This window comes from Bradyrhizobium sp. Rc2d (assembly GCF_900099855.1).
GTDB lineage: Bacteria > Pseudomonadota > Alphaproteobacteria > Rhizobiales > Xanthobacteraceae > Bradyrhizobium.
The window spans coordinates 145,556-167,069 of sequence record NZ_FNCU01000017.1 but is presented as its reverse complement, the minus strand read 5'-3'; the positions used below and the strand labels follow the sequence as shown (position 1 = coordinate 167,069).

The following is a 21,514-nucleotide window of genomic DNA, read 5'->3' as shown; positions in this document are numbered from 1 at the left end:
AATATGGTTGAAGGCGCGCATGACCGGGTGTCGGCCAAGCCGAAATCCATCTGGTTGCTGCCTTCATTTTTATGCGGCGTTAATTGCCGCCGCGTAGAAATGAATGTCCTGATCGTGCCGCTTCTGCCGCTCGACGGCAGGCTACTACCGGGCTTTGCAGGCGGTGCAGAGATGATCAGCATGACATTTGCCGCAGGTTAACTTGGACAGTTGACTTCGCATGCGGTGATCGCCGGCGATGGAAGGAGAGCTCGGATGCCGAAGCCTGGATCCCACAACCTCGCTCTGAAGTTTCAGCAGGTTGTTGATTCTTCGCCAGCGGCCGCAGCCCTGCTTTGCCAAGGTCAGTGTTATGATTTTCGGACGCTGAATGCGTTGGCGAACCGTTTCGCCCGGTGGCTTGCAGCACAAGGGGTGACCCAGGGCAGCATCGTATGCCTCGAGCTGCCGAAGCTGGTCGAAACTTATGCGCTGGCGGTGGCCTGTCTGAAGATCGGCGCACCCTACAGCTTCCTCGATCCGGCGGCACCGATCGACCGGGCGCGGCTGATGATCGATCGGTGCCAACCCACCATCATCATCAGCACGCGTGATGGCGCGGGAAATCGCGTCGTCCTCGCCAGCGACGCTGATCGCCAGAATCTCTTGGAGGCAATCGAGGCGTTCGACGACGCCAACTTGCGGGAAACCGAGCAGATCACCGGAGCCGATCCCGCCTATGTCATGTTCACGTCCGGATCGACCGGAGAGCCCAAGGGCGCGGTGATCCCCCATCAAGGCGTACTTCATCTGGTCGAATGGGCGGCCGACGATCTGGGCATCGGTCCTGGGGATCGCCTGACCAACGTCAATCCGATTTTCTTCGACAATTCGGTGTTCGATATTTATGCGGCGCTGCTCAATGGTGCTTCGGTGGTTGCGCTCGACGCTCTGAAAGGACGCCCACCAGCCGAACTGATCGCCGAAATCACGGCAAGCGAGTGCACGTTCTTCTTCGCCGTGCCGACACTCTTCATGTTCCTTGATTCCATGAACTTGCTGCGGCCCGACAAGCTGCCAAGCGTGCGCCGGTTCATGTTCGGCGGTGAGGGCTTTCCGCTCGCCAGGCTTCGCCGTTTTCACGAGACCTTTTCGGGAAGAGCGGAGCTCATCAACTGCTACGGTCCGACCGAGACGAGTTGCATTTGCAGCAGCCTGGTGATCACCGGCTCGACGCTGGAGACCGCCGAAGGCTTCGTTTCGCTCGGGCGGCTCAATCCCGGATTCAGTCACCGGGTTCTGAACGAAGATCTGCAACCTGTCGCGATCGGCGACGTCGGCGAGTTGTGGCTCGGCGGACCATGTGTCGGACTTGGCTATCTCAACAACCCCGAAGAAACGACATGGCGGTTCCGCCAGGATCCGCTCGTCAAAGGCTACCGATCTACGCTTTATCGCACCGGCGACCTCGTGGTGCAGGATCCGCGCACCGGTCAGTTTCGATTTCGCGGCAGGGCCGACAATCAGGTCAAGCTGCGCGGATATCGCGTCGAGCTCGAGGAGATCGATCACGCCCTGGAGTCGATGCCGGGCGTGGTGCGTGCACTGGCCGTCGTGATTCATGACGCCAACGGCTCGAGGCGCCTGCTGGCGGCATACGCGGGCAGCAGACTTGAAGACGCCGATTTGCTGGCGCACTGCAGGCATCTTCCAGCCTACATGGTGCCAGGCCGGTTCGTGTGGCTGGACAACATCCCCACGAACGCCAACGGCAAGGCAGACCGGCGCGCGGTTGCGGCCTTGATCGAGCAGTCCCAGACAATGGCCCGCTCGCCTCGGTCCGCGGATAAGCCTGTGGCGGCCTAGACGCAGTTGGTCGGACGACGCGGATGATAAAGACCGACAGTGGCGCTTCGCTCGGCATGACGCAGGGATACACGCCCACCGTCGATCGTCATCTTGCTTTGCTGTACGCGCCGTCCGGAAAGAGCGCATGGCGGCTCGTTCCGCAGATTGATAAGCATCCAGGGCTGGTCGCCTACGTGCAGGGCTTACGAGGGCGCCTCGTGCTGCTTGCCGTCGTTGCAGCACTTGCCGCGCCAGCCGGCCTGTTCGGGATCGACCTTACGGTGGCGCCGCTGGCCATGGCCGTCGGTTACGCGCAAAAGCTTCGCCGCTATCTCATTCCATTGGCGACGCTGCTGGTGCTCTGCCGGAACGGCTTCTGGATCGACGGCGATCTCGTGCAGCGTGTCGCAGACCAGGAAGGGCTTGGCGATCACGTCACCGTGTCGCTGTTGTGCTTCGCGTCACTGGTGCTGGTCATCATCCTGTGCTCCTGCCTGCTGGCGCTTTGGCAAAGAGTTGTCGCCATTCAGCTGTTTCGCCGTTCAACGCTGTGCCTGATCTCGGGCTTCATTGGCCTCGTGGTCGTGGCGGAGTCCTCCATGATCGCAGGCATGCCGCGGATCCTGCTCTGGTCGTTCCTCGTGGCCTTGCATCCGTATCTCTGGTTTCTGGCGTATGCCCTTGCCGATGCAGCCGCGCCGGGTCGGGCGCCGTTCTGGCAATATCTCGGCGTCTTCCATCCGTTTTGGGGATCGACTCTCACGCCGTTCGGCAAGGGTCTGTCGTATCTCGCAAAATTCGAAGCGAAGACATCCGAGGAGCTCGCCGTAACCCAGCTCAAGGGGCTGAAGCTCGCGGTTTGGACGCTGCTGCTCGCCGTCTGCTTGAATGGTCTGCGGACGCTGGTCCATGGCCAGCTCGGGCTGCCATCGTTCGACGAGACGTTCCTTGCACATATCGGCGGGGCGAACTATCCGCGATATCTCTGCTGGGCAAGCCTCGTGACATACTTCTTCGAGGACGTGCTCGTGATGACGACATGGGGAGGGGCCATCATCGCTTGCGCGCGGATGGCGGGCTTTCGCCTGTTGCGCAACACCTGCCGGCCGCTAGAGGCGACGACGCTCGTCGAGTTCTGGAACAGGTACTATTTCTATTACAAGGAATTGCTGGTCGATCATTTCTCCTATCCGGTCTTTCTGCGGTACTTTCGCACGAACCGAAAGCTGCGGATGTTCTTTGCGACCTTCATGGCGGCATGTCTGGGCAACCTGCTGTTTCATTTCATACGGGATATCAGGTTCGTCGTGGAGCTCGGCTGGTGGAAGGCCCTGACCGGCGAAGCGTCACATGCGTTTTATACCCTTCTTCTCGCTGTCGGCGTCGGTGTGTCGCAGATGCAAACCCAGGGACGCGCGCGAGCCGACCACGGACGGTCAGCCCGCGCATTGGGAATGATTTGGGTCATCCTCTTCTTCTGTCTGCTGCATGTCTTCGACGCTCCACTCGACCGTGTCCACACGATCTGGCAGCGCGCCGATTTTCTCGCATACCTCTTTGGAGTTGATACATGGATCTGAACGTCCGCTCGAAAATGCGCGACTATGTCATCCAGCGGCTCAGCCTGCGCGGAGATCATTCTCCGGTCGAGGACGATGAGCTCTTGTTCACCAGCGGCCGGCTCGATTCGCTGGACGCGGTCGAAATCATCATGTCGCTGGAGATGGACTACGGGATCGATTTTGCGCGGATCAATTTCGATCTGACGCAGCTGGATTCGATCAACGCCATCTGCGATCTGGTGGATGCGGTCAACGCGTGACCAGTCCAAATGGCTCTTTAGCCATTCGTCCGTGTGAGATGTCACGGACGCTTCGCACGATGTTCTCATCTGGTGCGGGCGGCCGGACTCGAACCGGCACAGGCCTTGCGGCCCCACGGATTTTCATACCACTTCGGCTTTCGCCGCCGCCCATCCGGCGTTCGTGGTCTGGACTATCCCTTCACCCTGGCGCTTGTCCGCTGTAGGTGCTGCCCGTCTAGTCTCTACACCTTCCCCCTGGCGGGGGCTTGGCTCGGGATTGCCAGTGAAGGTTTCCCCGACTTTGAGCAGTTCTGCTCCTGAAGTTTCCTCCAGGGCACTCAATGGCTTAAGTCCGATGCGTCTACCAATTCCGCCACGCCCGCATCGGCCCATCTATACGGCGCAATTGCCCGACGGGCAAAGAGAATACAGCCGATTCCGCGCACGATTTGAGCCGCTTACCTCAGGGGCTTCAGCTCGGATTCCGTCACGTCCTCGGCCCTCTGGCATTGCTGCTTTGTTGGCTCTATAGGCGGTTCTTCCTTAAGCGAGCGGGGTGCACGAGGCAAAGCCTCAATCCGGACATCTGTTGTTGCTTTAGGCATTCTCAATCCACGGGGACTATTCATCCGGCATGGCTGCTTCGTTTTCCTCTTCCCTGCGCTCCTGCAGCGGACTTCTCGTGCTGCTCGCGGCCGGTGCTGCGCTGTCCGGCTGTGCCGGCATGAGTGAGACGGTCGCGCCGGCCTTCGCCGATCCCGGCAAATACGAATTGTATGACTGCAAGCAGCTCGAGACCGAGCGCAAGGCGCTCGCGAGCCGCACTGCCGATTTGCAGAGGCTGATGGACAAGGCCCAGACCGGCGCTGGTGGCGCGGTGGTGTCCGAGCTTGCCTATCGCAACGACTACATCGCGGTGCGGGGCCAGGCGCAACTTGCCGATGAGGCCTGGCGCCGCAACAGGTGCCGGGAGACACCGCCCGAGCCGACCCCGCCCGCCGCGCCGCCGTCATCCGCGGCCGCTGCCAAGCCAGCGTCGAAATCCGGAAAAGCGATCCGCTGAGGCACCGCGCGGGCGGCGCCTGGCCTCAAGGCCGCCAGTTGTAGATCCAGTCCTGCCGCGCCAGCATGCGGTCCGGTCCGAGCGCGCGGATCGCAAGATCGCGCGCGATCGCGAGCGGTCCGCTGAAATGATAGATGCGGCCCTGCTGCCGCGCCGTCCGCTGCACCCGGCGCACGCGTGCTTGGCGCGCGCGGCCATATTGCGTCAGCGCAGCCGCGATGCCCGCGGTGCTCTCGGCCGCCTCGACGCTCAAATGCCGGGCGAGCACGGCGGCATCCTCGATCGCCATACCGGCGCCTTGGGCTGCGAACGGCAGCATCGCGTGCACGGCATCGCCGAGCAGCCCGACCGGGCCCTTGCTCCAGGGGCAGCCGTCAGGCACCCCGAACAGCGCCCATTTGCGCCAGGCGTCGACCGGGGCGAGCATCATCCGCGCCGACGGCGGCCAGCGTGGGGCGGCGAAAGCCTCCATCACCTCGTGGGGATCGCCGGGCGTGCTCCAGCCGGGCCTGTTCCAGGTGCCCGGCAGCACCGCGACCACGTTGATCTGGCGTCCGCCCGCGATCGGATAGGCCACGAGATGGGCATTCGGGCCCATCCAGAGCTGCACCCGGCGCGCGGTGTAGTCCTTCGGCAGTTGCGTAGCATCGAGCGTGCCGCGCCAGGCGATCAGGCCGGAAAAGCGCGGCTGCACTTCGGGAAACAGGTGCTGGCGGACTGTCGACCAGATGCCATCGGCGCCGATCAGGGCACTGGCGAGATCGCTGCGGCGGATCGTGCCGCTGCGATGGACCACCGTCAGCCCCTTGGCGTGAGGCGCGACGTCCTCGAAGGTCGCGCCCAGCTTCAGGTCGATGTCGGGATGGTCGGCAACGGCGCCCGCCAGCGCCGATTGCAGATCGGCGCGGTGCACCACCCAATAGGGGGCGCCGGCGCGCGCGGAAGCTGCCTCGCCGAGCGGCATGCGCAGCAGCTCGCCGCCGGCCCGGGCGCTCATGATCGAGACTGCTTCCGGGGTCACGGCGCGCAGCTTGAGGCGTTCGGTGAGGCCGAGCTCGACCAGCACGCGGCTGGCATTGGGGGAGAGTTGCAGGCCGGCGCCGACTTCCTCGAGGCGCTCGGCCTTTTCCAGCACGACGATGCGGAAGCCACGGGCCGCGAGCGCAAGCGCGGCCGTCAGTCCACCGATGCCGGCACCGGCAATGACAATCGTTCGGGAGAGCGCCACCCCTGACCGATGGGACCGGTCAGGCCACCTTGTCCTTCAGCACGCATTCCGGCGGACGGGCTTCGCCCGCCTTCAGGTCGGCCGCGAAGCGGTACAGCGTCGAGCAATAGGGGCAGATGATCTCGTTGTCGTTGCCGAGGTCGAGGAAGACGTGCGGATGATCGAACGGAGGGTTGGCGCCCACGCACATGAACTCTTGCGAGCCGATCTCGATGACGGGAACACCGGCATCGTTGTGGAAGTGCGGGACGACATGGTCGGACATCGTAGTTCATCCTGGAGTGGCAATGGCGACAGGTACAATCGAAAACTGACGCGGCATCTTTAAGGCGCCGGGACCATACTGGTGGGTTCAGATGATTGCTAGTCCAGCGGAACCAAAAGGTTCGCAATTGCCCCATGCTCATTTGCTCATGCAAATTCGACACAATCTTGAGGCCTGAGAGAAGCCCTTCTTTCGTCGGTGGCGTTGTGTCGCAATTTTGGCATACTATGTCTGTCGACGAGCATAATTGCGACGAAAGACGAATCGTCAGGCGTCAGCGATTTTAGGACCGTCCAGGCTTTCCGCATGAAATGGCTGCGAATCAGCACAGCGTTGGCCGGTGTCGCGGCATGCAGCTTCATGCTCGCGCAGGTAGCACCGCATGCCCGTGAGGCCGGCGCGGTCCTCGCCGCCCAGGACGATCCCGCCGTGCTCTCCGAGCTCAAGCTCGATGCGCTGCTGCGGCAGAACGAGCGCCTGGTTCAGGACAACATCGAGGCTGCGCTCGCCGCGGGCGATGCCGATCTCGCCGACAGCTTCGTCGCGGTCGCGCGTGACCGCAACATCGCGCTGCCGGACGATCTCCTGAGCCGCGTCAACGATGCGGTGAAAGCCGAGAATTCCACCTCCCATTTCGCCAAACGATTTGCCACCGGTCTCGTCACCGGCAATGCCGACGACGTCGCGAGCCTGTCGGGAACGGTGGCCGGCGATCTCTTCGTGATCGGCGACATCAGGGACGTCGTCCGGGAAGGCAAGCACCTCGCCATGGGCGAGGACACCGACCGGCTCGTGCTGGGGCTTGCGGCGGCGGGCCTTGCGGTGACGGCAGCAACCTACGTCTCGGTCGGTGGTGCCGCGCCGGTGCGCGCCGGGCTGACGCTGGTGAAGGACGCGCGCAAGGTGGGGCGGCTCGGTGAGGGGCTTGCCGCATGGGCCGGCCGGTCGGCGCGCGAGATCGTCGACACGCCGATGCTTCAGAACGCGGTCGCCAAGGGTTCGGTGCTGCGGCCGGGTGAGACCGTGAGCGCGATCAAGGCTGCGTTCCGAGCCGAAAAGGCCGGCGCGCTGGTTCGGTTCGGCAAGGACGTGACGCGCGTCGCCGAAAAGACCGGCACGCGCGGGGCGATGGACACGTTGCGGATCGCCGACGGCCCGAAAGATGTTGCGCGCGCGGCGCGGCTTGCGGAGGCGCAGGGCGGCAAGACCCGCGCCATCATGAAACTGCTTGGCCGCGGCGCGCTGCTCCTCATCGGCGGTGCGTTCGATCTGACGCTCTGGCTGTTCGGCGCGGCACTGACGCTGTTTGGGCTGTTGTCCTCGATCAAGGCGACCACCGAGCGCCTGACCCAGGCCTGGTGCGATCGCAAGCGCGCGCGGCGGCTCCGCCGGGCGCAGATGGCCGCCGAGGCCGCTCTGGCGGATGCAGCCCTCAGGGCCTAAAGCGCGATGAGATTGAGGTAATTCGTAGCCGCGCTTGAGGCTATTGTTTGAGCATGATCTCCGCGCAAACGCGTTCCGCGTTTGCGGAGCGGAAAAACCGCTGCACACTTGTCCGGATCGTGCTCTAAGATCGACTTTTCCCCCTCCAGACCTGCGGAACTGATGATGCCGAGCTTCCACAACGGCGCCGTTGAAATTGCCTATCTCGACGAAGGCGAGGGCGACCCGATCATTCTTTTGCACGGCTTTGCCTCGAGCAAGAACGTGAACTGGGTCTATCCGACCTGGGTCTCGGAACTGCGCAAGAACGGCCGCCGTGTCGTCGCGCTGGACAATCGCGGCCACGGCGAGAGTGCGAAGCTCTACGAGCCTGCGCAGTACTCGATCCCGGTCATGGCCGGCGACGTGCTGGCGTTGATGGATCATCTCGCCATCCCGCAGGCCGACATCATGGGCTATTCGATGGGCGGACGGATGGCGGCGTGGCTCGCGCTCAACGAGCCGCAGCGCCTGCGCTCGGCGATCCTCGGCGGCATCGGCATCGGCGGCCTGATCGAGGGCACCGGCCCCGGCGAGAACGTCGCGAAGGCGCTGGAGGCACCCTCGCTCGACGACGTCACCGATCCCGTGGGTCGTACCTTCCGCGCCTTTGCCGATCAGACCCGCTCGGACCGCCGTGCGCTCGCCGCCTGCCTGCGCGGCACGCGGGAGCTCATGACGAGAGCGCAAGCCGCGCGCATCGAGGTGTCCGTGCTGATTGCGGTCGGCACCGCCGACGACGTCGCGGGCTCTGCCGGCGCACTCGGCGCGATCATCCCGGGCGCGCAAGTGCTCGACATCCCGGGCCGCGATCACATGCGGGCGGTCGGCGACAAGGTCTACAAGACCGGCGTGCTCGATTTCCTCTCACGCCGCAGCTGAGGTCTCGTCCGCCGGCGCCTCGTCGCCGAACGCGCGAAACAGCGCCGTCAGCACCACGAAGGTCGCAATCCACACCATCCGCGCGCCATAACGGTCGTGCGGACCGGAGATCACGCCGCAGATGAAGGCGTTGCCGAGCAGCGCCAGTGTCACGGTCGCTGCCAGCAGCGTCAGATCGTCGAGCCGGCGCCTCATGAGCGCATGCACGAGCAGCCCGACCAGCGCCGCCATCGAGGCCAGTGCGACGGGGATATGCAGCCAGTTGACGTCGTCGAAATTGACGGCCCAGTGCTGCTGCCGCGCCGCGCGCATCGGCGCGACTTGCGCGGGTATGTAGCGCTCGATGATGCCGTAGGTGTGCGGAATCCAGCCGTTGGTGCCTTCGCCGGTTGCGACATGCAGCAATTGTTGCCCCATCGCCCGCAGCGCCGCGCCGGCCTGCCAGGCCGGATAGTCCGCGAGCGAATGCACGACGATGTAGCCCATCTCCTCGTTCAGGCCTTCGAAGCGGCCGAGCGTGTTGAACATGCTCTTGCCCCACAGAAACTCGTCGGCGGTCGCCGGCAGCTCGTTGCGATAGGGGCAGAGCTTGTAGCGTTCGCGCGGGCAATGATTGTTGAGATAGCGCGCAACGATGCCGTCCTGCATCATGCGGCCGAAGGCGACGCCATAGCCGCCGGGCGTCCAGGTCCATTTGCCCGACAGCGCATAATTCGCCGACATCAGCATCAGGCCGCCCGCGACGATGGTGAGGCTCGCCAGCGCCAATCCCGCGAGCGGAAGGCGAGCCCTAAGGAGCGGCCGCGCCATCCAGCCGGCGACGCACAGACCCAGCAGCACGCCGAGCGTTGCGCTGTGGGTCGCTGCGGCAAAGGCGGTAAAGACGAACAGCGCGATTTTTTCGAGCCGCGAGGTGCGGTGTGCTCCGATCACCAGCAGGAACAGTGACAGCACCGACAGCCCTGCAAAGATGTCGGTGAGCAGCATGCTCGCCAGCCAGGGCAGGGCGGTCGACAGGATCAGGAGCAGGCTGATCGCGACGAAGCGGAAGGTCTGCATCAGGCCGAGCACGCGCAAGCTGAGCTGCAACAGCCACAGCGTCGCCAGCGACTGGACCGCGAGATTGATCCAGAAACCAAAACTCTCGCCATAGTGCAGATAGAGGCCGAACACGGTGGAGCGGCTCGGGACGAGATAGCCCTCGTACCAGCGCGCCAGATAGCCGCCGGTATCCCATTGCAACAATGGATAGCCGTTCCAGAACGCCGGCGCGATCATCAGGAGAGGCAGGGCCATTGCGGCCAGCCGCAGCCATAACGAGCCCGCGGCGCGCGCGCGCAATTGGTCGGTAGTGATGCTCAAAACTGTTCCGTCCTCGCTCGGACCATGCCCGCAATAACGGTTGGGGGAGAATTCACCAATAGTTTGATGCGGCCCGGCTTGAATTTGGCAAAACTCTGACCACTTTGAGCCGACCTTGCCGCTTGGGGGCGTCAGAAGAAAGTCTTGTGTTTCAATGTCTTGGCGCGCTTTCGCAAGGCAAGGCACTGTTCACTTTCAGGCAAGCCGGCCAGGACTTTGTCGCGTAGACTGTGCTATAGAGCCAACAAAACCAGCCCATTCGAAAGAGCAATTCCCATGGCAGTGCATCAGGTCAATCCGGGAGGAAAGCTCGCATCGCTCGATCCGATCTGGGACCGGATCCGGAGCGAGGCGGAGGACATCGTCCATCGCGAGCCCGAGCTTGCGACCTTCATCTATTCGACGGTGCTGCATCACAGCCGCCTCGAAAATTCCGTGATTCACCGTCTCGCCGACCGGCTCGATCACTCCGCGCTGTCGGGCGATCTCGTACGCCAGACCTATGACGAGGCGCTCCGCGACGATCCCGATCTCGGCAACGCCTTCCGCGCCGATCTCGTCGCCGTCTACGACCGCGATCCCGCGACCTCGCGCTTCATCGATCCCTTGCTCTACTTCAAGGGCTTTCATGCGATCCAGACCCATCGCCTGGCACACTGGCTCTATCTGAAGGGCCGCAAGGATTTCGCGTATTACCTCCAGAGCCGGTCGTCGGCGGTGTTCCAGACCGACATCAACCCCGCCGCGCGCATCGGCCGCGGCATCTTCCTCGACCATGCCACCGGCTTCGTCTGCGGTGAGACGGCGGTGATCGAGGACGACGTCTCGATCCTGCACGGCGTCACGCTCGGCGGCACCGGCAAGGAGAACGAGGACCGTCATCCGAAGATCCGTCACGGCGTGCTGATCGGCGCCGGCGCAAAGATCCTCGGCAACATCGAGATCGGCCATTGCGCACGCATCGCCGCCGGCTCGGTCGTGGTCAAGCCGGTGCCGCACAACGTCACGGTTGCGGGCGTACCCGCCAAGATCGTCGGCGAAGCCGGCTGCGCCGAGCCGTCGCGCACCATGGATCAGATGATCAACGCGATGGGACTTTGATCTCCGTTTGATCGGAACGGGACCGGATTTTCCGGCCCTTTCCGTCCCAAAATTCTTTGGCAATTCATGCTGGCGGTTCGTCGCGTCTCGTCGTAAACCCCGCCAACCAGATTTCGATTGGAGACTTGCCGTGGACGTCAAGGAAGTGAGAAAGCTCGACGCGTATCTGAAGCGCGTGTTCGGCAATCCCAAGATTCGCGTCGTGCCGCGGCCGAAGAAGGACGATTCCGCCGAGGTCTATATCGGCGAGGAGTTCATCGGCGTGCTCTTCGTCGACGACGAGGACGACGACCGCTCGTTCCAGTTCCAGATGGCGATCCTCGAGGACGACCTAGTCGACCAGGAGTAGGCGTAGCGCCTCACGCATCCACCGCGGCGAGCATGTCGGGGATCGTGACAAACTTCTCCCGGGGCTTGCCGAGCACGGCTCCCCTGCGCTTCTCGGCCGCGTCGATCGTGCCCCAATCCGGATAGCTCACGATGCGTGCGACGCGGCCGGTCAGGCGCGCAAGCAGTGCGTCAGGCGTATCCGAGCGCGGCCGTCGATGGGCGATATCCGCCAGGACGGCCTCTGCGGTGGCAATCCCGCAGCCGCGATTGGTGCCGATCGTGCCGTTCGGCCCGCGCTTGCTCCATCCGCAGACATAGAGGCCCTCGATCACCGAACCGTCGACTGCGACACGTCCGTCGACGTTCGCATGCACGCCGCGATGCGCGTCATAGGGAACCCCGGCCACAGGCGTGGTCTTCCGGCCGACGCTGCTGAACGAGAGGCCGCATGCGATCTCCTCGATTGCGTCCGATCCTTGCTTGAACGCGATGGCCTCCAGGCGGCCTCGTCCTCGGAGCGCGACGGGAGACAGACCAAATCGAAAAACGCAACGCCGCGGCTTCGTCACGGCCGCCCGCGAGAACGCGCGCAGCAACGACAATTTTTCGGTCAGCTCCGGATCGTCGGGACGCTGCGGCTCGAATTCTTCGGAGGTGACGTTGCGCATGTCGACGCATGTGTCGCATGCGCCGAGTTCGAGAAAGTCACGCAATTCCTTTGCGGTGAACTTGGCCTGCGCCGGTCCGCCGCGGCCGATGACGTGGATTTCGCGAATCCGGCTCTCTGCCAGGACGTCGAGCGCGTGGCGTGCGATGTCGGTCCGGCGCAGCTCGTCCGCGGTCTTGGCGAGGATGCGCGCCACGTCGAGAGCGACGTTGCCATGGCCGATGACGATCGCGGTCTCATGATGAAGATCGAATCGCAGATCCGCAAACTGCGGATGCCCATTGTACCACGCGACGAAATCGCCCGCCGTGTGGCTGCCCGGCAGTGCTTCGCCGGGGATGTCGAGCGCCCGGCTCAGGTCCGCGCCTGTCGCGAGCACAACGGCGTCATAGGCCTCGCGCAGCTCGTCGATCGTGATGTCGTCTCCGATCGTGACGCCGCCGATGAAGCGAAACCCGGGCATGGCGGCGATCCGGTCGAAGGCCGTTGTGACCTGCTTGAGCTTCGGATGGTCGGGAGCAACGCCGAACCGCACCAGCCCGTACGGCACGGGGAGCCGTTCGAACATGTCGACAGCCACGGGCACGCCCGAGCGCAATAGGGCCTCGGTGGTGTAGAAGCCGCTCGGTCCGCTGCCGACGACGGCGATGCGAACTTCGTTTGCAGCGGCCCCCGTCATCGGCCCAGCGCCTGCCTGCGTTCATCGGCCCCCGGCAGAGCCGGCAGGCGCGCACTGATGACGGGAGTTTCAGTCGCGCGCTTGCGGTTGACGTCTATCCAGTACTTCTTGTCCGCGGCGAGGCGATAGTCGGGCTCGATCGCGCCGACCGGGCATGCCGGCGCGCAGCCACCGCAATCGATGCAGTTTTCCGGATCGATGTAGGTCATGGTGTCGTCGACGTGGAAACACTCCACGGGACAGACGGTAACGCATTCGGTGTATCGGCAGCCGCGGCAATTGTCGGTGACCACATATGTCATCGTCAGGCCCCGCTGACCTGAACGAGGATGTCCGAGAATGTCGGGGCACGGCCGAGGTCGGCGAAGGCGGGAGGCGTCAGCACGTGAACCGTCGCGCCCTTGCGATTGGACCGCTGCCAGTAGCCGGACGGCGCCACCACCACACCCGGCATGACGTCGGCCGAAACGGTCGCGAAGGCCTCGAACGCGCCACGGTCGTTGAACACGCGAATGGGCGCGCCCGCGACGATGCCACGCTGTGCCGCATCGTCCGGATTGAGGAGCACCGCCTGCTCCTCGCCCGCCTGCGCGGTTTGCGCCGGCAGGTTGCCGTAGTTCGAATTCAGGAAGGCGTGGCTCTTCGGCGAGATCAGGCTGAGCGGATAGCGCGTCGCGAGCATGGGCGCCGTGCGCGGGTTCTCGTTCGGCGGGATGTAGTGGGGCAGGGGATCGACCGGCGCGGCGTCCTGATCCCCATTGTAGCCCTGGCGGAACAGCGGCACCACGAAGTTGCCGCCGCCGGCGATGGTCGAGCTGAACTCGCACTTCCCCGATGCGGTCGGAAAATTGCCCTCGCGGTGCGGCGCCCAGTCGGCCGGCGCGGGCATGTTGAGGCGGGCATAGCCCTTGGCCTTGATGCCGTCGAGCGTGATCCCGGCGAGCACCGGGCTGCTCCAGTCGAGGGAGGCTTCGATGATCTCGTCGTCGCTCCGGAAGAAGGCCGGGTCGGTGATGGCCGTCGCGCGCGCGAGCCTGCGGAACAGCTCGGTGTTGGACACGGCTTCGCCGAGCGGCGCGATCGCCTGGTTGTTGTAGGACAGATAGAGGTGCCCCCAGGAGAACATGATGTCCTTCTGCTCGAGCTGCGTGGTCGCGGGCAGAACGATGTCGGCGTATTTGGCGGTGTCGGTCAGGAAGTGCTCGCTGACGACGGTGAAAAGATCCTCGCGTTCTAATCCCTTTTCGAGCTTGCCCTGTTCGGTCACCATCGCCATTGGATTGGCGTTGTAGACGAACAGCGCCTTGATCGGCGGATCGAAGCCGAGCTCGCCCGTCAGCGCCGCTCCAAGGCGCCAGGAATTGAGCACGCGCATCTTCTCCGGCTGGAGATCGGGACGCATCAGCACGTCCCATCTGACCGGGAACGCCCAGATCGGGAGCTGGAGCAGCCCGCCGCCGACATGCTTCCAGGCGCCGATCAGTCCCGGAAGACAGGCGATCGCGCGCACGGTCTGACCGCCGCCGGCATGCCGCTCGACCGCGACGCCAATGCGCACGACGGCCGGAGATGTCGTCGCATATTCCCGCGCCAGCTTGAGGATGTCGTCGACGGGAATGCCGGTTTCCTGCGAGGCGAATTCGGGTGTGTAGCTGGACGCCCGCTCGGCCAGTTCGTCGTAGCCCACGGTGTATTTGTCGACATAGTCGCGATCGACCAGATTCTCCTTGATGATGACGTGGATCATCGCGAGCGCCAGCGCAGCATCGGTGCCGGGACGGATCGGAATATGCCAGTCGGCGAGGCGTGCGGTGCGGGTGCGGACGGGATCGATGACCACGAGCTTGGCACCGGCCTTCTTCGCCTGCTCGATGAACGGCCAGTGGTGCGAGTTCGTGCTCAGTGTGTTGCAGGCCCACAGGATGATGTATTTCGAGTGCACGAAGCTTTCGGGATCGACGCCCGGCGTGTGCCCGATCGTCATCATGTACGCGGTGCACGAGGCGGAATCGCAGAAGGTGCGCTCCAGAACCGTCGCGCCGAGCTTGTTGAAGAGCGGATCGCCGACGTTCAGCCCATTGATGATGCCCTGCGTGCCCAGATAGCTGTAGGGCAGGATCGCCTGCGCACCGTGCTCGGCAATGACGGATGTCCAGCGCGAGGCGATGGTCGCGAGCGCTTCCTCCCAGGAGATCCGCTGGAACTGCTTGGTGCCCTTCGGTCCGACGCGTTTGAGGGGATACAGGACGCGCTTGTCGCTGTAGACGCGCTCCTCGTAGTTGTTGACCTTCACGCAGAGCCGTCCGCGCGTGAAGGGGTGATCGGGATTGCCCCGGACGGCGATGGCCTTGCCATCCTCGACCGTGGTCAGGATGGAGCAGGTGTCCGGGCAGTCGTGGGGGCACGCGCCTATTACCGTGGTCCGGGCCATGGGTCTCTCCGCTTCCCGATTCAAGTCGGTCAAGGATGCGGCCGGCGGGCGCGGCCTGGCTTTTCAAAATGTGCGGTCTTGTTGTCCCGGACTGCTCTCGGCCCGTGGACGGCCGGCCGGATGTCTGGCATGCTAATTGCTGGACCCGGCAATACCTTTCTACCCACACATCGCGTGATCTGACGGAGATTTCCGATGGGTATGCTCGGCAATTCTGTCGATAAATATGTTACCGGCAGAATGCTTCAGACGTCCAATGACCGGCGGTGGGGACACCTCTTGGCCGAGCGATGGAGCCATGAGCCAGGCGATCTTCCGCCGCAATTGCCGCGCGACACCGAGATCGCAATTCTGCTGCGAGGCAACTCGATCGTCGATCGCGAAGGCGCAGGCATGCGGCAGCGCACCTTCGGCCGAAAGGGCACCGTCTGGCTCTGCCCGGCCGGCATCCGCGAAGACTTCATCCGTGTCGAGAACCAGATGCAGGAATGCCTGCATCTCTTTCTCCCCGGCAAGCCGTTCGACGACACCATGCTCCGGGATCTGGACATCGATCCCTCGGGTATCTCGATCCGCTACGAGACCATCGATCAGGACATGTTCATCGAGCACGTTGCTGACCAGATCCTGAAGGAGCTCGAACAGGAGACTTCCACCGGCCGGCTCCTGATCGAAAGTCTCGGGCGCGCGCTGTCAGCCCATCTCGTGCATACCTACTCGGCAACTGCAGTCCGACTCCGGCAAATCAACGCCGGTCAGCGGCCACTCGACGCCAAACGGCTGTCGCGCGTGACGGAGTTCATCGAGGCGTCCGTCGAGCGCGAGTTCACGGTCAAGGATCTGGCATCGGTGGCGTGCATGAGCCCGGCGCATTTCTCCCGCAGCTTCAAGGCGGCGACCGGCGCCGCGCCGCATGAATATGTCAGCCGGCACCGCCTCGATCTGGCCAAGCGGCTCCTGTCCACCAGCGATCGCCCGCTGGTCGACATCGCCTATGCCGCGGGATTTTCATCACAGGCCAATTTCAACCGCGCCTTCCGCAAGGCGGTCGGGACGACGCCGAGCCTGTATCGGGCGAAGAAGGGGCGAGACTGAGGCTTCCGCCAGAGGACGGCATCAGGGGCAAGCTGATCAGAGCGGTCTGGCCGGTCTCGTCAAACCCCAACCACTCGCGCCCAAGCAATTGGGCACCGGGAGGAAGAGGTGTTGCCGCGTCATTCAAAATCCGCCACCGCATGATGCCATCATGCCCCTGTTTTGCCCGACGGGTCAAGTGCGATTCGCAAAATACGAAATCGTGCCAATGCTTGGCTACCCAATGCTTGGCTACTGTGCATGGGGTTGTTTTCGCAGTTTTTGTTTTGGAGGCTCAGCCGCACGGCCGCGCTCACCCCTTCGGCCCGCGCAGTTGCGCGGTCAACTTCTCCATCGCCTCTGCCACGTCACGCCACTGCGACAGCCAGCTCCGCGGAAAGCGGAAGGTGAGGTCGGCGCCGCCGACGCGGCGCTCGGAGAGGCACATGCCGGGCGTCGCCGCATCGCGGGTGCAGCGCGCGGTCAGTGCGGGACTTGCGGCGGAATAGAGGTCCTCGCTGCCGTAAGGGGTCTCAGCGCGGAACATCCGCATCGTCAGGCCCTCTTCGGGCATGGTCGCGGCCTGGTCGAGATAGCGCGGATAGATCGTGGCTGTGCGCTGCTCGGGCGCGAGCGCATCGTGATGGGCCGCGATCGACAGGAAGATGCGATCGATCGATTGCACCGTCGCCTCCACCGTGTCGGCGGTGACGTGCTTCGGTGCGCCGGGCGGCTCCAGCGAGGGATAGAGGAAGTCGAGATCGATGCGCTCCTGCGGCCCGGTGTGGCGCTGGATCTTCATCCGGATCGCCGATGTCGGCAGGTTGAACAGCGTGCCGCCGACGCTTACCGGCAGCTTGTCCGGGGCGTTCGCACCGCGCGTGCCCCAGGTCGGCCACAGCAAATAGGCGACCAGCGCCACCGCGCACGCCGCAGCCGCGCCGCTGAGCACGATCGGGACGACGTGCGCGCGGGTGGGCGTGCGGGGAGAGCGAGGGGAGGCTGCCGAAAACAACGTCATGAATTGCGCAGGGTAAGCCGAAGTCGGCCGCTGGCCGACGAATCATCGGCGAATATGCCATGTGGCGGCGATTTCGCGCAGCGTTCCCGGCTGCGGGAAAGGGGGAGAGCCCTGCGCCGGACGGCGGGCGGCGTTAACCTTCTCTTAAGGATAATGTAGCGTTAACCAGCACTATTTGTCACAGGAAGACGCTGGCGTTGCGTAAGGGCGGACCGTTCCGATGACACCTGAAGCTCTCAATACCTTCTTCTCGATCTGCATCGGTTTCGCGCTCGCGGGCGCGCTCGTGAACGGATACCAGGCGGTCGCGCAGCGTCCCGCCGGCTTCGGCCTGTTGCAGGACGGCGTGGCGCCGAAGACTTTCGCGGCGGTGCCGTTCCTGGTTTTCGCGGCGCCCTTCATCATCATGCGCAACACGCTGCGCGGCATGCGCGTGGAAAGCCGCCGCGCCGAATTCGTGATGATGGCGACCCTCATCGCCGGCTTCTGGAGCATGATGAGCGGCACCTTCTTCCTGATGACGCTGCGCGCGGCGGGCGTGCTGGGCTGACGGCTCCGACTTTCCCTGGGACGCCTGCGTTTCCCGGGACGCTCTGCGTTCCCCAGGGTGCCGTCGCGGCCCTTTGCGTCCAGGCCGCCGTTTCGCTATGCCAGGATCATCCTGACAGGAGACCTCCATGGCGATCTACGAGCTCGACGGGCAGGCGCCCGACCTTCCCGCCGACGGCAATTATTTTATCGCGGAGACCGCCACCGTGATCGGCCGGGTGCGCCTCAAGCCGGGCGCGAGCGTCTGGTTCGGCGCGGTGCTGCGCGGCGACAATGAGTGGATCGAGATCGGTGAGGGCGCCAACGTGCAGGACGGCTCGACCTGCCACACCGATCTCGGCTTTCCGCTTGTCATCGGCAGGAACTGCACGGTCGGCCACAATGTCATCCTGCACGGCTGCACCATCGAGGAGGGCGCGCTCGTCGGCATGGGCGCGATCGTGATGAACGGCGCGAAGATCGGCCGCAACAGCATCGTCGGCGCCGGCTCCGTCATCACCGAGGGCAAGGAGTTTCCCGAGCGCTCGCTGATCATCGGCTCGCCGGCGCGCGTGATCCGCACGCTCGATGACGCCCAGGTCCAGAAGATGGGAAGCGCGGCCAGGTTCTACGTGGCCAACGGTCCGCGCTTCAAGAAGGGCTTGAAGCGGATCGGCTGAGATGCCCGCCGGCTGTGCCTGGCCCCCACGGCAATGGTTCCGTACCGTAAAAATACAGGCGGGCCCTTTAATCCTCCGCTAGCGCGATCACGCTTATCGTTGAGCTTTTCAACCAGGAGGAGCGGCGCCATGGACGCGACGGCGCTGGGATCCGGCTTCGGAGCCGGAACCAAATTTCTGAAGAAAGTCGTTCGTTTTGTTCGCGGCGCCGACACGCTGACGGTCGCGGAGAAGGTTTACAGCATCGCCGGCTTCCTGGCGATCGTCACCACCTTCCTGCTCGTGATGTCGATCCAGTCGGTGCGCTTGCAGACGACCTATCGTCACATGCATGCGTCCTCGGCCGCGGCGGCGATCAACGTCGGTCGCATCAATGCGCTGATCTATGCGATCGTCATGGAGTCGCGCGGCATCTACATGACGGCCGATCACGGCAAGATGAAGCAGTTCGCGGACGGCCTCTTGCGTCGCAACCGTGAGCTTGCCGAGGCCGTGAAGAGCATGGAGAAGGACGTCGGTGACGACGATGCCGAACTGTTCGCGAGCTTCCGGCAGCGGATCACGCAGTTCATCGACTTCCGTCAGGAGCTGGTGCGGCGCGGAGTGGAGATCAGCTCGGCCGCGGCGCGCGAATGGGGCGACAACGACGCCAACCGGACGGTGCGCAGTAAGCTCAACAGCGATATCGAGGCGCTCGAGCGCATCTATCATCAGCGCGCCCGCGAGGCGGACGAGCTGGCCAACGAGAACCGCTATGCGGCCGCCTATCTGTTCGCGCTCGGGCTGGCGGCGCTCATTCTTGCGGGACTAAACGTCATCGTCATGCGGAGTTCGGTGGTCGGCGCGCTGGCCGAGATCACGCAGGCGACCGACCGGATCGCGCAGGGCGACGTCAAGAGCGAAGTGCCGCATCTGCGCCGTCACGACGAGATCGGGCATCTTGCGCGCGCGGTGCAGAATTTCCGCGACGCGGTGGCGCGCATCTTCGAGCTCGAGGAGCTCGAGCTCGGCACCGCCCAGGCGCGCGACGCGGCCATGACCGAGCGCGACAAGTTCAACGACAAGTACCAGGCCAATAAGTGGCAGCTCTCCGCCGCGATCAACAGCATGCCGCAGGGCCTGATCATGCTGGACGGCAAGGCCAACGTGGTGGCGATGAACGCCAACTACCGGCGGATCTACAATCTGCCTGAGACGATCCAGCCCGGATCGACGCTCGAGGAAATCCTCCAGCACCGAGTCAAGAGCGGACTGTTCAGCGGCGACGTCACGAAATATGTCGGGGCGGTGCGCGACCGGATCGCCATGCGGGAGCCGACGGCCTACGAGATCTCCCTCAACGACGGCCGCATCATCAAGATCTACGAGCGGCCGATGGACGGCGGCGGTTGGGTGTCGGTGCAGGAGGACGTCACCGAGCAGCGCCAGCGCCAGCGTATCCTGGAGCGGATGGAGCGCTTCCTCGCGACCATCATCGAGAACGTGGCCGAGGGCATCATCGCCAAGGACGCGCGCAATTTGCGCTACGTCTTCGTCAACAAGGCTGCCGAGAAGATGATCGGCATGTCGCGCGGCGAGCTCATCGGCAAGACCGCACGGGAGTTGTTCTCCGTCGAGGCGGCCGAATTGATCGAGCGGCGCGACCAGCAGCTTCTCGCTCAGCGGCAGCAGCTCGAGCCGATCATCGATACCATCGACAATCCCGTCCGCGGGCGCCGCGTAATCTGCGCTCGTCGAATCCAGGTCGGCGGCGCCGACGAAGAGTCCCACATGTTCGTGACCATGGTCGAGGACCGGACCGAGAGCATGGTGGCGGCCGCATAGTGACCGGCTCGCGCCATCCGGAGGGGGGCGTCAGCGTCCCTCGGATCCGCGCGGTCCCTACGATCCGCGCGGTCCCTCGGATCCGCGCGCTTCGGTCGCGCCTGCCACCTTCTCGTGGCCGGCGGCCCATAGCGCATGCTCGTCGCTGCCGTCCGAATAGGGATTGGCTTCGGCGGGGATGCTCTCGCGCGCGGCGCGCTCGCCTTCAGCAAAAGGATCGCGATCGGTCATCGTGACTTGGCCTCCTCGCCTTCAAGCTGACGTGACGGCATTTGTTCCGGAACAGGTGTTCGCCGCAGCGGTTGACCGGCAAAGGGAGAATTTCCCAAAGGGAGAATTTCCGATGTCTGCCAGATCGTCCGCAACCAAGACCATGATAGTGATCCTCGCACTCGCGGCGATGCCGGCCTCCTCATTCGCGCAGGCAACCGGCGGCTCTGCCGGATCAACCGGAGGCTCTGCGGGTTCGACCGGAAGCTCTGCGGGACCGACAGGGGGCGTCGCCAACTCGCCTGCTCCGCCGCCCGGGACCAACAGCCTGGGGACGGCTCAATCATCTGGTCCGGGCTCCGGTGCCACCATCGGCACCGGCTCGGGCGCCGCGGACGCCACCGTCAATGCCGAGAACCGGCTGCTCGACAAGAAGATGAAGAGCATCTGCCGCGGCTGCTGATGCTCGTGCGGAATTGAGTCAGCGTGGCTGTCCGAAATGCCCAAGCGACGTTAGCTTGATCCTGCTTTGAAGCGTGGAGCGTGTCCACGCGAAGGATCGAGTGATGTTACGCAAGATGATCATGACGACGCTGGCCGTCGCGGCGGTCGGGCTGTCGGCGCCGCAAGTGGCCCAGGCGCGCGGTTTCGGCCATGGTGGCTGGGGCGGTGGCGGCTGGGGCCATGGCGGGCACGGCCATTGGCATGGCGGCGGCTTTTGGCCGGGCGTTGCGATCGGCGCGGGCCTTGCCGGCGCCGGCTACTACGGCGCTTATTATGGTTATGGCTATCCCTATTACGGCAGCCCCTATTATTATGGTGCCGGCTACGACGATGGCTATGGCGGCTGTTACGTCGTTCGGAAGCGGGTCATGACGCCAGCTGGATGGCGATACCGCCGCGTGGATGTCTGCGAATAGCATCCTTGGCGAATGGCTGGGCCCATCAAAGAACAAGGCCGTTGACGCAGTATACCGTCAACGACCTTGCCAGCCCCGGACATTGAAATCGGCTCACGCCATCCGGTAACCGCGAGCATGGCGCGGAATCATACGG

The 21,514-nt window shown here is 64.2% G+C and carries 23 protein-coding genes; 15 read left to right on the top strand and 8 right to left on the bottom strand.

Features of this window, described 5'->3' with window-relative positions; translation table 11 throughout:
• The first annotated feature begins 3 nt into the window (after positions 1–3).
• From BLV07_RS46410 to BLV07_RS22115, 5 genes are all read left to right on the top strand, one after another.
• Positions 4–201, top strand: a complete 198-nt coding sequence (locus tag BLV07_RS46410; protein WP_143035466.1) for a hypothetical protein — start codon at positions 4–6, stop codon at positions 199–201.
• Between the two features lie 54 nt (positions 202–255).
• Entirely contained in the window at positions 256–1,845 is a 1,590-nt protein-coding gene (locus BLV07_RS22130) for an amino acid adenylation domain-containing protein (RefSeq protein WP_091889475.1), read from the top strand.
• A gap of 23 nt (positions 1,846–1,868) precedes the next feature.
• Positions 1,869–3,407, top strand: a complete 1,539-nt coding sequence (locus BLV07_RS22125; RefSeq protein WP_244551170.1) for a hypothetical protein — start codon at positions 1,869–1,871, stop codon at positions 3,405–3,407.
• Positions 3,398–3,649, top strand: coding sequence for an acyl carrier protein (locus BLV07_RS22120; protein WP_091889473.1), 252 nt, complete (start codon positions 3,398–3,400; stop codon positions 3,647–3,649). Before BLV07_RS22125 ends, BLV07_RS22120 begins: the two co-directional genes overlap by 10 nt.
• A 616-nt stretch (positions 3,650–4,265) precedes the next feature.
• The gene (locus tag BLV07_RS22115; protein WP_091889471.1) at positions 4,266–4,694 is read left to right on the top strand and encodes a twin-arginine translocation pathway signal; all 429 of its coding nucleotides are present in this window, start codon (positions 4,266–4,268) and stop codon (positions 4,692–4,694) included.
• Positions 4,695–4,719: 25 nt separating this feature from the next.
• Here the strand turns inward: BLV07_RS22115 and BLV07_RS22110 are convergent, their stop codons facing one another.
• Both BLV07_RS22110 and BLV07_RS22105 read right to left on the bottom strand, forming a co-directional pair.
• Positions 4,720–5,922, bottom strand: a complete 1,203-nt coding sequence (locus tag BLV07_RS22110; RefSeq protein ID WP_091889469.1) for an FAD-dependent monooxygenase — start codon at positions 5,920–5,922, stop codon at positions 4,720–4,722.
• 19 nt (positions 5,923–5,941) lie between these two features.
• Entirely contained in the window at positions 5,942–6,187 is a 246-nt protein-coding gene (locus BLV07_RS22105; RefSeq protein WP_007602543.1) for a zinc-finger domain-containing protein, read from the bottom strand.
• 306 nt (positions 6,188–6,493) lie between these two features.
• On the opposite strand from BLV07_RS22105, the gene BLV07_RS22100 reads away from it, so the two are divergent.
• Both BLV07_RS22100 and BLV07_RS22095 read left to right on the top strand, forming a co-directional pair.
• Positions 6,494–7,630: a hypothetical protein gene (locus BLV07_RS22100; RefSeq protein WP_091889467.1), complete on the top strand. Its 1,137-nt coding sequence runs from the start codon at positions 6,494–6,496 to the stop codon at positions 7,628–7,630.
• Positions 7,631–7,795: 165 nt separating this feature from the next.
• On the top strand, positions 7,796–8,551 hold the full coding sequence (locus tag BLV07_RS22095) for an alpha/beta fold hydrolase (RefSeq protein WP_091889523.1): 756 nt from the start codon (positions 7,796–7,798) through the stop codon (positions 8,549–8,551).
• Here BLV07_RS22095 and BLV07_RS22090 read toward each other — a convergent pair.
• Positions 8,537–9,913: a hypothetical protein gene (locus tag BLV07_RS22090; RefSeq protein WP_176945686.1), complete on the bottom strand. Its 1,377-nt coding sequence runs from the start codon at positions 9,911–9,913 to the stop codon at positions 8,537–8,539. The genes BLV07_RS22095 and BLV07_RS22090 overlap by 15 nt on opposite strands.
• Positions 9,914–10,189: 276 nt before the next feature.
• Between BLV07_RS22090 and cysE the strand changes: the two genes are divergently transcribed.
• On the top strand, positions 10,190–11,014 hold the full coding sequence (gene cysE / locus BLV07_RS22085; RefSeq protein WP_091889465.1) for a serine O-acetyltransferase: 825 nt from the start codon (positions 10,190–10,192) through the stop codon (positions 11,012–11,014).
• Positions 11,015–11,144: 130 nt separating this feature from the next.
• Positions 11,145–11,363, top strand: a complete 219-nt coding sequence (locus tag BLV07_RS22080; protein ID WP_007602550.1) for a DUF3126 family protein — start codon at positions 11,145–11,147, stop codon at positions 11,361–11,363.
• 10 nt (positions 11,364–11,373) lie between these two features.
• Here BLV07_RS22080 and BLV07_RS22075 read toward each other — a convergent pair whose 3' ends face one another.
• From BLV07_RS22075 to BLV07_RS22065, 3 genes are read right to left on the bottom strand one after another with little or no spacing between them, the layout of a single operon-like run.
• On the bottom strand, positions 11,374–12,690 hold the full coding sequence (locus tag BLV07_RS22075) for an FAD-dependent oxidoreductase (RefSeq protein ID WP_091889463.1): 1,317 nt from the start codon (positions 12,688–12,690) through the stop codon (positions 11,374–11,376).
• On the bottom strand, positions 12,687–12,992 hold the full coding sequence (locus BLV07_RS22070; RefSeq protein ID WP_091889461.1) for a ferredoxin family protein: 306 nt from the start codon (positions 12,990–12,992) through the stop codon (positions 12,687–12,689). The genes BLV07_RS22075 and BLV07_RS22070 overlap by 4 nt, the downstream gene beginning before the upstream one ends.
• 2 nt (positions 12,993–12,994) lie before the next feature.
• Positions 12,995–15,121, bottom strand: a complete 2,127-nt coding sequence (locus BLV07_RS22065) for a molybdopterin-containing oxidoreductase family protein (RefSeq protein ID WP_091889459.1) — start codon at positions 15,119–15,121, stop codon at positions 12,995–12,997.
• A gap of 279 nt (positions 15,122–15,400) precedes the next feature.
• Between BLV07_RS22065 and BLV07_RS22060 the strand changes: the two genes are divergently transcribed.
• Positions 15,401–16,216 (top strand): AraC family transcriptional regulator, encoded by an 816-nt coding sequence (locus tag BLV07_RS22060; RefSeq protein WP_244551169.1) that lies wholly within the window; start codon positions 15,401–15,403, stop codon positions 16,214–16,216.
• 292 nt (positions 16,217–16,508) lie between these two features.
• Here the strand turns inward: BLV07_RS22060 and BLV07_RS22055 are convergent, their stop codons facing one another.
• Positions 16,509–17,216 carry a hypothetical protein gene (locus tag BLV07_RS22055; protein ID WP_091889457.1) on the bottom strand — a complete coding sequence of 236 codons (708 nt, stop codon included), beginning with the start codon at positions 17,214–17,216 and terminating at the stop codon, positions 16,509–16,511.
• A gap of 220 nt (positions 17,217–17,436) precedes the next feature.
• Here BLV07_RS22055 and BLV07_RS22050 point away from each other — a divergent pair, with 220 nt between their 5' ends.
• The 3 genes from BLV07_RS22050 to BLV07_RS22040 all read left to right on the top strand — a co-directional run bounded on the left by BLV07_RS22050 (position 17,437) and on the right by BLV07_RS22040 (position 20,248).
• A complete protein-coding gene (locus BLV07_RS22050; protein WP_091889455.1) occupies positions 17,437–17,766 on the top strand; it encodes a DUF6949 family protein in 330 nt (109 codons plus the stop codon).
• A gap of 127 nt (positions 17,767–17,893) precedes the next feature.
• Positions 17,894–18,424, top strand: coding sequence for a gamma carbonic anhydrase family protein (locus tag BLV07_RS22045; protein WP_091889454.1), 531 nt, complete (start codon positions 17,894–17,896; stop codon positions 18,422–18,424).
• A 129-nt stretch (positions 18,425–18,553) separates the two neighbouring features.
• Entirely contained in the window at positions 18,554–20,248 is a 1,695-nt protein-coding gene (locus BLV07_RS22040; RefSeq protein WP_091889452.1) for a PAS-domain containing protein, read from the top strand.
• Positions 20,249–20,305: 57 nt separating this feature from the next.
• Here the strand turns inward: BLV07_RS22040 and BLV07_RS47695 are convergent, their stop codons facing one another.
• Positions 20,306–20,479, bottom strand: a complete 174-nt coding sequence (locus tag BLV07_RS47695; RefSeq protein WP_176945685.1) for a hypothetical protein — start codon at positions 20,477–20,479, stop codon at positions 20,306–20,308.
• A gap of 112 nt (positions 20,480–20,591) precedes the next feature.
• Between BLV07_RS47695 and BLV07_RS22035 the strand changes: the two genes are divergently transcribed.
• Complete coding sequence (locus BLV07_RS22035; protein WP_244551168.1) at positions 20,592–20,921, top strand: hypothetical protein; 330 nt, start codon at positions 20,592–20,594, stop codon at positions 20,919–20,921.
• A gap of 103 nt (positions 20,922–21,024) precedes the next feature.
• Positions 21,025–21,378, top strand: coding sequence for a hypothetical protein (locus BLV07_RS22030; protein ID WP_091889450.1), 354 nt, complete (start codon positions 21,025–21,027; stop codon positions 21,376–21,378).
• The last annotated feature ends 136 nt before the right edge of the window (positions 21,379–21,514 follow it).

Bases quoted from the DNA above. Each gene is read 5' to 3' on its own strand.
- BLV07_RS46410 (WP_143035466.1), top strand. From the start codon at position 4: ATGGTTGAAGGCGCGCATGACCGGGTGTCGGCCAAGCCGAAATCCATC.
- BLV07_RS22130 (WP_091889475.1), top strand. From the start codon at position 256: ATGCCGAAGCCTGGATCCCACAACCTCGCTCTGAAGTTTCAGCAGGTT.
- BLV07_RS22125 (WP_244551170.1), top strand. From the start codon at position 1,869: ATGATAAAGACCGACAGTGGCGCTTCGCTCGGCATGACGCAGGGATAC.
- BLV07_RS22120 (WP_091889473.1), top strand. From the start codon at position 3,398: ATGGATCTGAACGTCCGCTCGAAAATGCGCGACTATGTCATCCAGCGG.
- BLV07_RS22115 (WP_091889471.1), top strand. From the start codon at position 4,266: ATGGCTGCTTCGTTTTCCTCTTCCCTGCGCTCCTGCAGCGGACTTCTC.
- BLV07_RS22105 (WP_007602543.1), bottom strand. From the start codon at position 6,187: ATGTCCGACCATGTCGTCCCGCACTTCCACAACGATGCCGGTGTTCCC.
- BLV07_RS22100 (WP_091889467.1), top strand. From the start codon at position 6,494: ATGAAATGGCTGCGAATCAGCACAGCGTTGGCCGGTGTCGCGGCATGC.
- BLV07_RS22095 (WP_091889523.1), top strand. From the start codon at position 7,796: ATGCCGAGCTTCCACAACGGCGCCGTTGAAATTGCCTATCTCGACGAA.
- cysE (WP_091889465.1), top strand. From the start codon at position 10,190: ATGGCAGTGCATCAGGTCAATCCGGGAGGAAAGCTCGCATCGCTCGAT.
- BLV07_RS22075 (WP_091889463.1), bottom strand. From the start codon at position 12,690: ATGACGGGGGCCGCTGCAAACGAAGTTCGCATCGCCGTCGTCGGCAGC.
- BLV07_RS22070 (WP_091889461.1), bottom strand. From the start codon at position 12,992: ATGACATATGTGGTCACCGACAATTGCCGCGGCTGCCGATACACCGAA.
- BLV07_RS22065 (WP_091889459.1), bottom strand. From the start codon at position 15,121: ATGGCCCGGACCACGGTAATAGGCGCGTGCCCCCACGACTGCCCGGAC.
- BLV07_RS22055 (WP_091889457.1), bottom strand. From the start codon at position 17,216: ATGACGTTGTTTTCGGCAGCCTCCCCTCGCTCTCCCCGCACGCCCACC.
- BLV07_RS22050 (WP_091889455.1), top strand. From the start codon at position 17,437: ATGACACCTGAAGCTCTCAATACCTTCTTCTCGATCTGCATCGGTTTC.
- BLV07_RS22045 (WP_091889454.1), top strand. From the start codon at position 17,894: ATGGCGATCTACGAGCTCGACGGGCAGGCGCCCGACCTTCCCGCCGAC.
- BLV07_RS22040 (WP_091889452.1), top strand. From the start codon at position 18,554: ATGGACGCGACGGCGCTGGGATCCGGCTTCGGAGCCGGAACCAAATTT.
- BLV07_RS47695 (WP_176945685.1), bottom strand. From the start codon at position 20,479: ATGACCGATCGCGATCCTTTTGCTGAAGGCGAGCGCGCCGCGCGCGAG.
- BLV07_RS22035 (WP_244551168.1), top strand. From the start codon at position 20,592: ATGTCTGCCAGATCGTCCGCAACCAAGACCATGATAGTGATCCTCGCA.
- BLV07_RS22030 (WP_091889450.1), top strand. From the start codon at position 21,025: ATGTTACGCAAGATGATCATGACGACGCTGGCCGTCGCGGCGGTCGGG.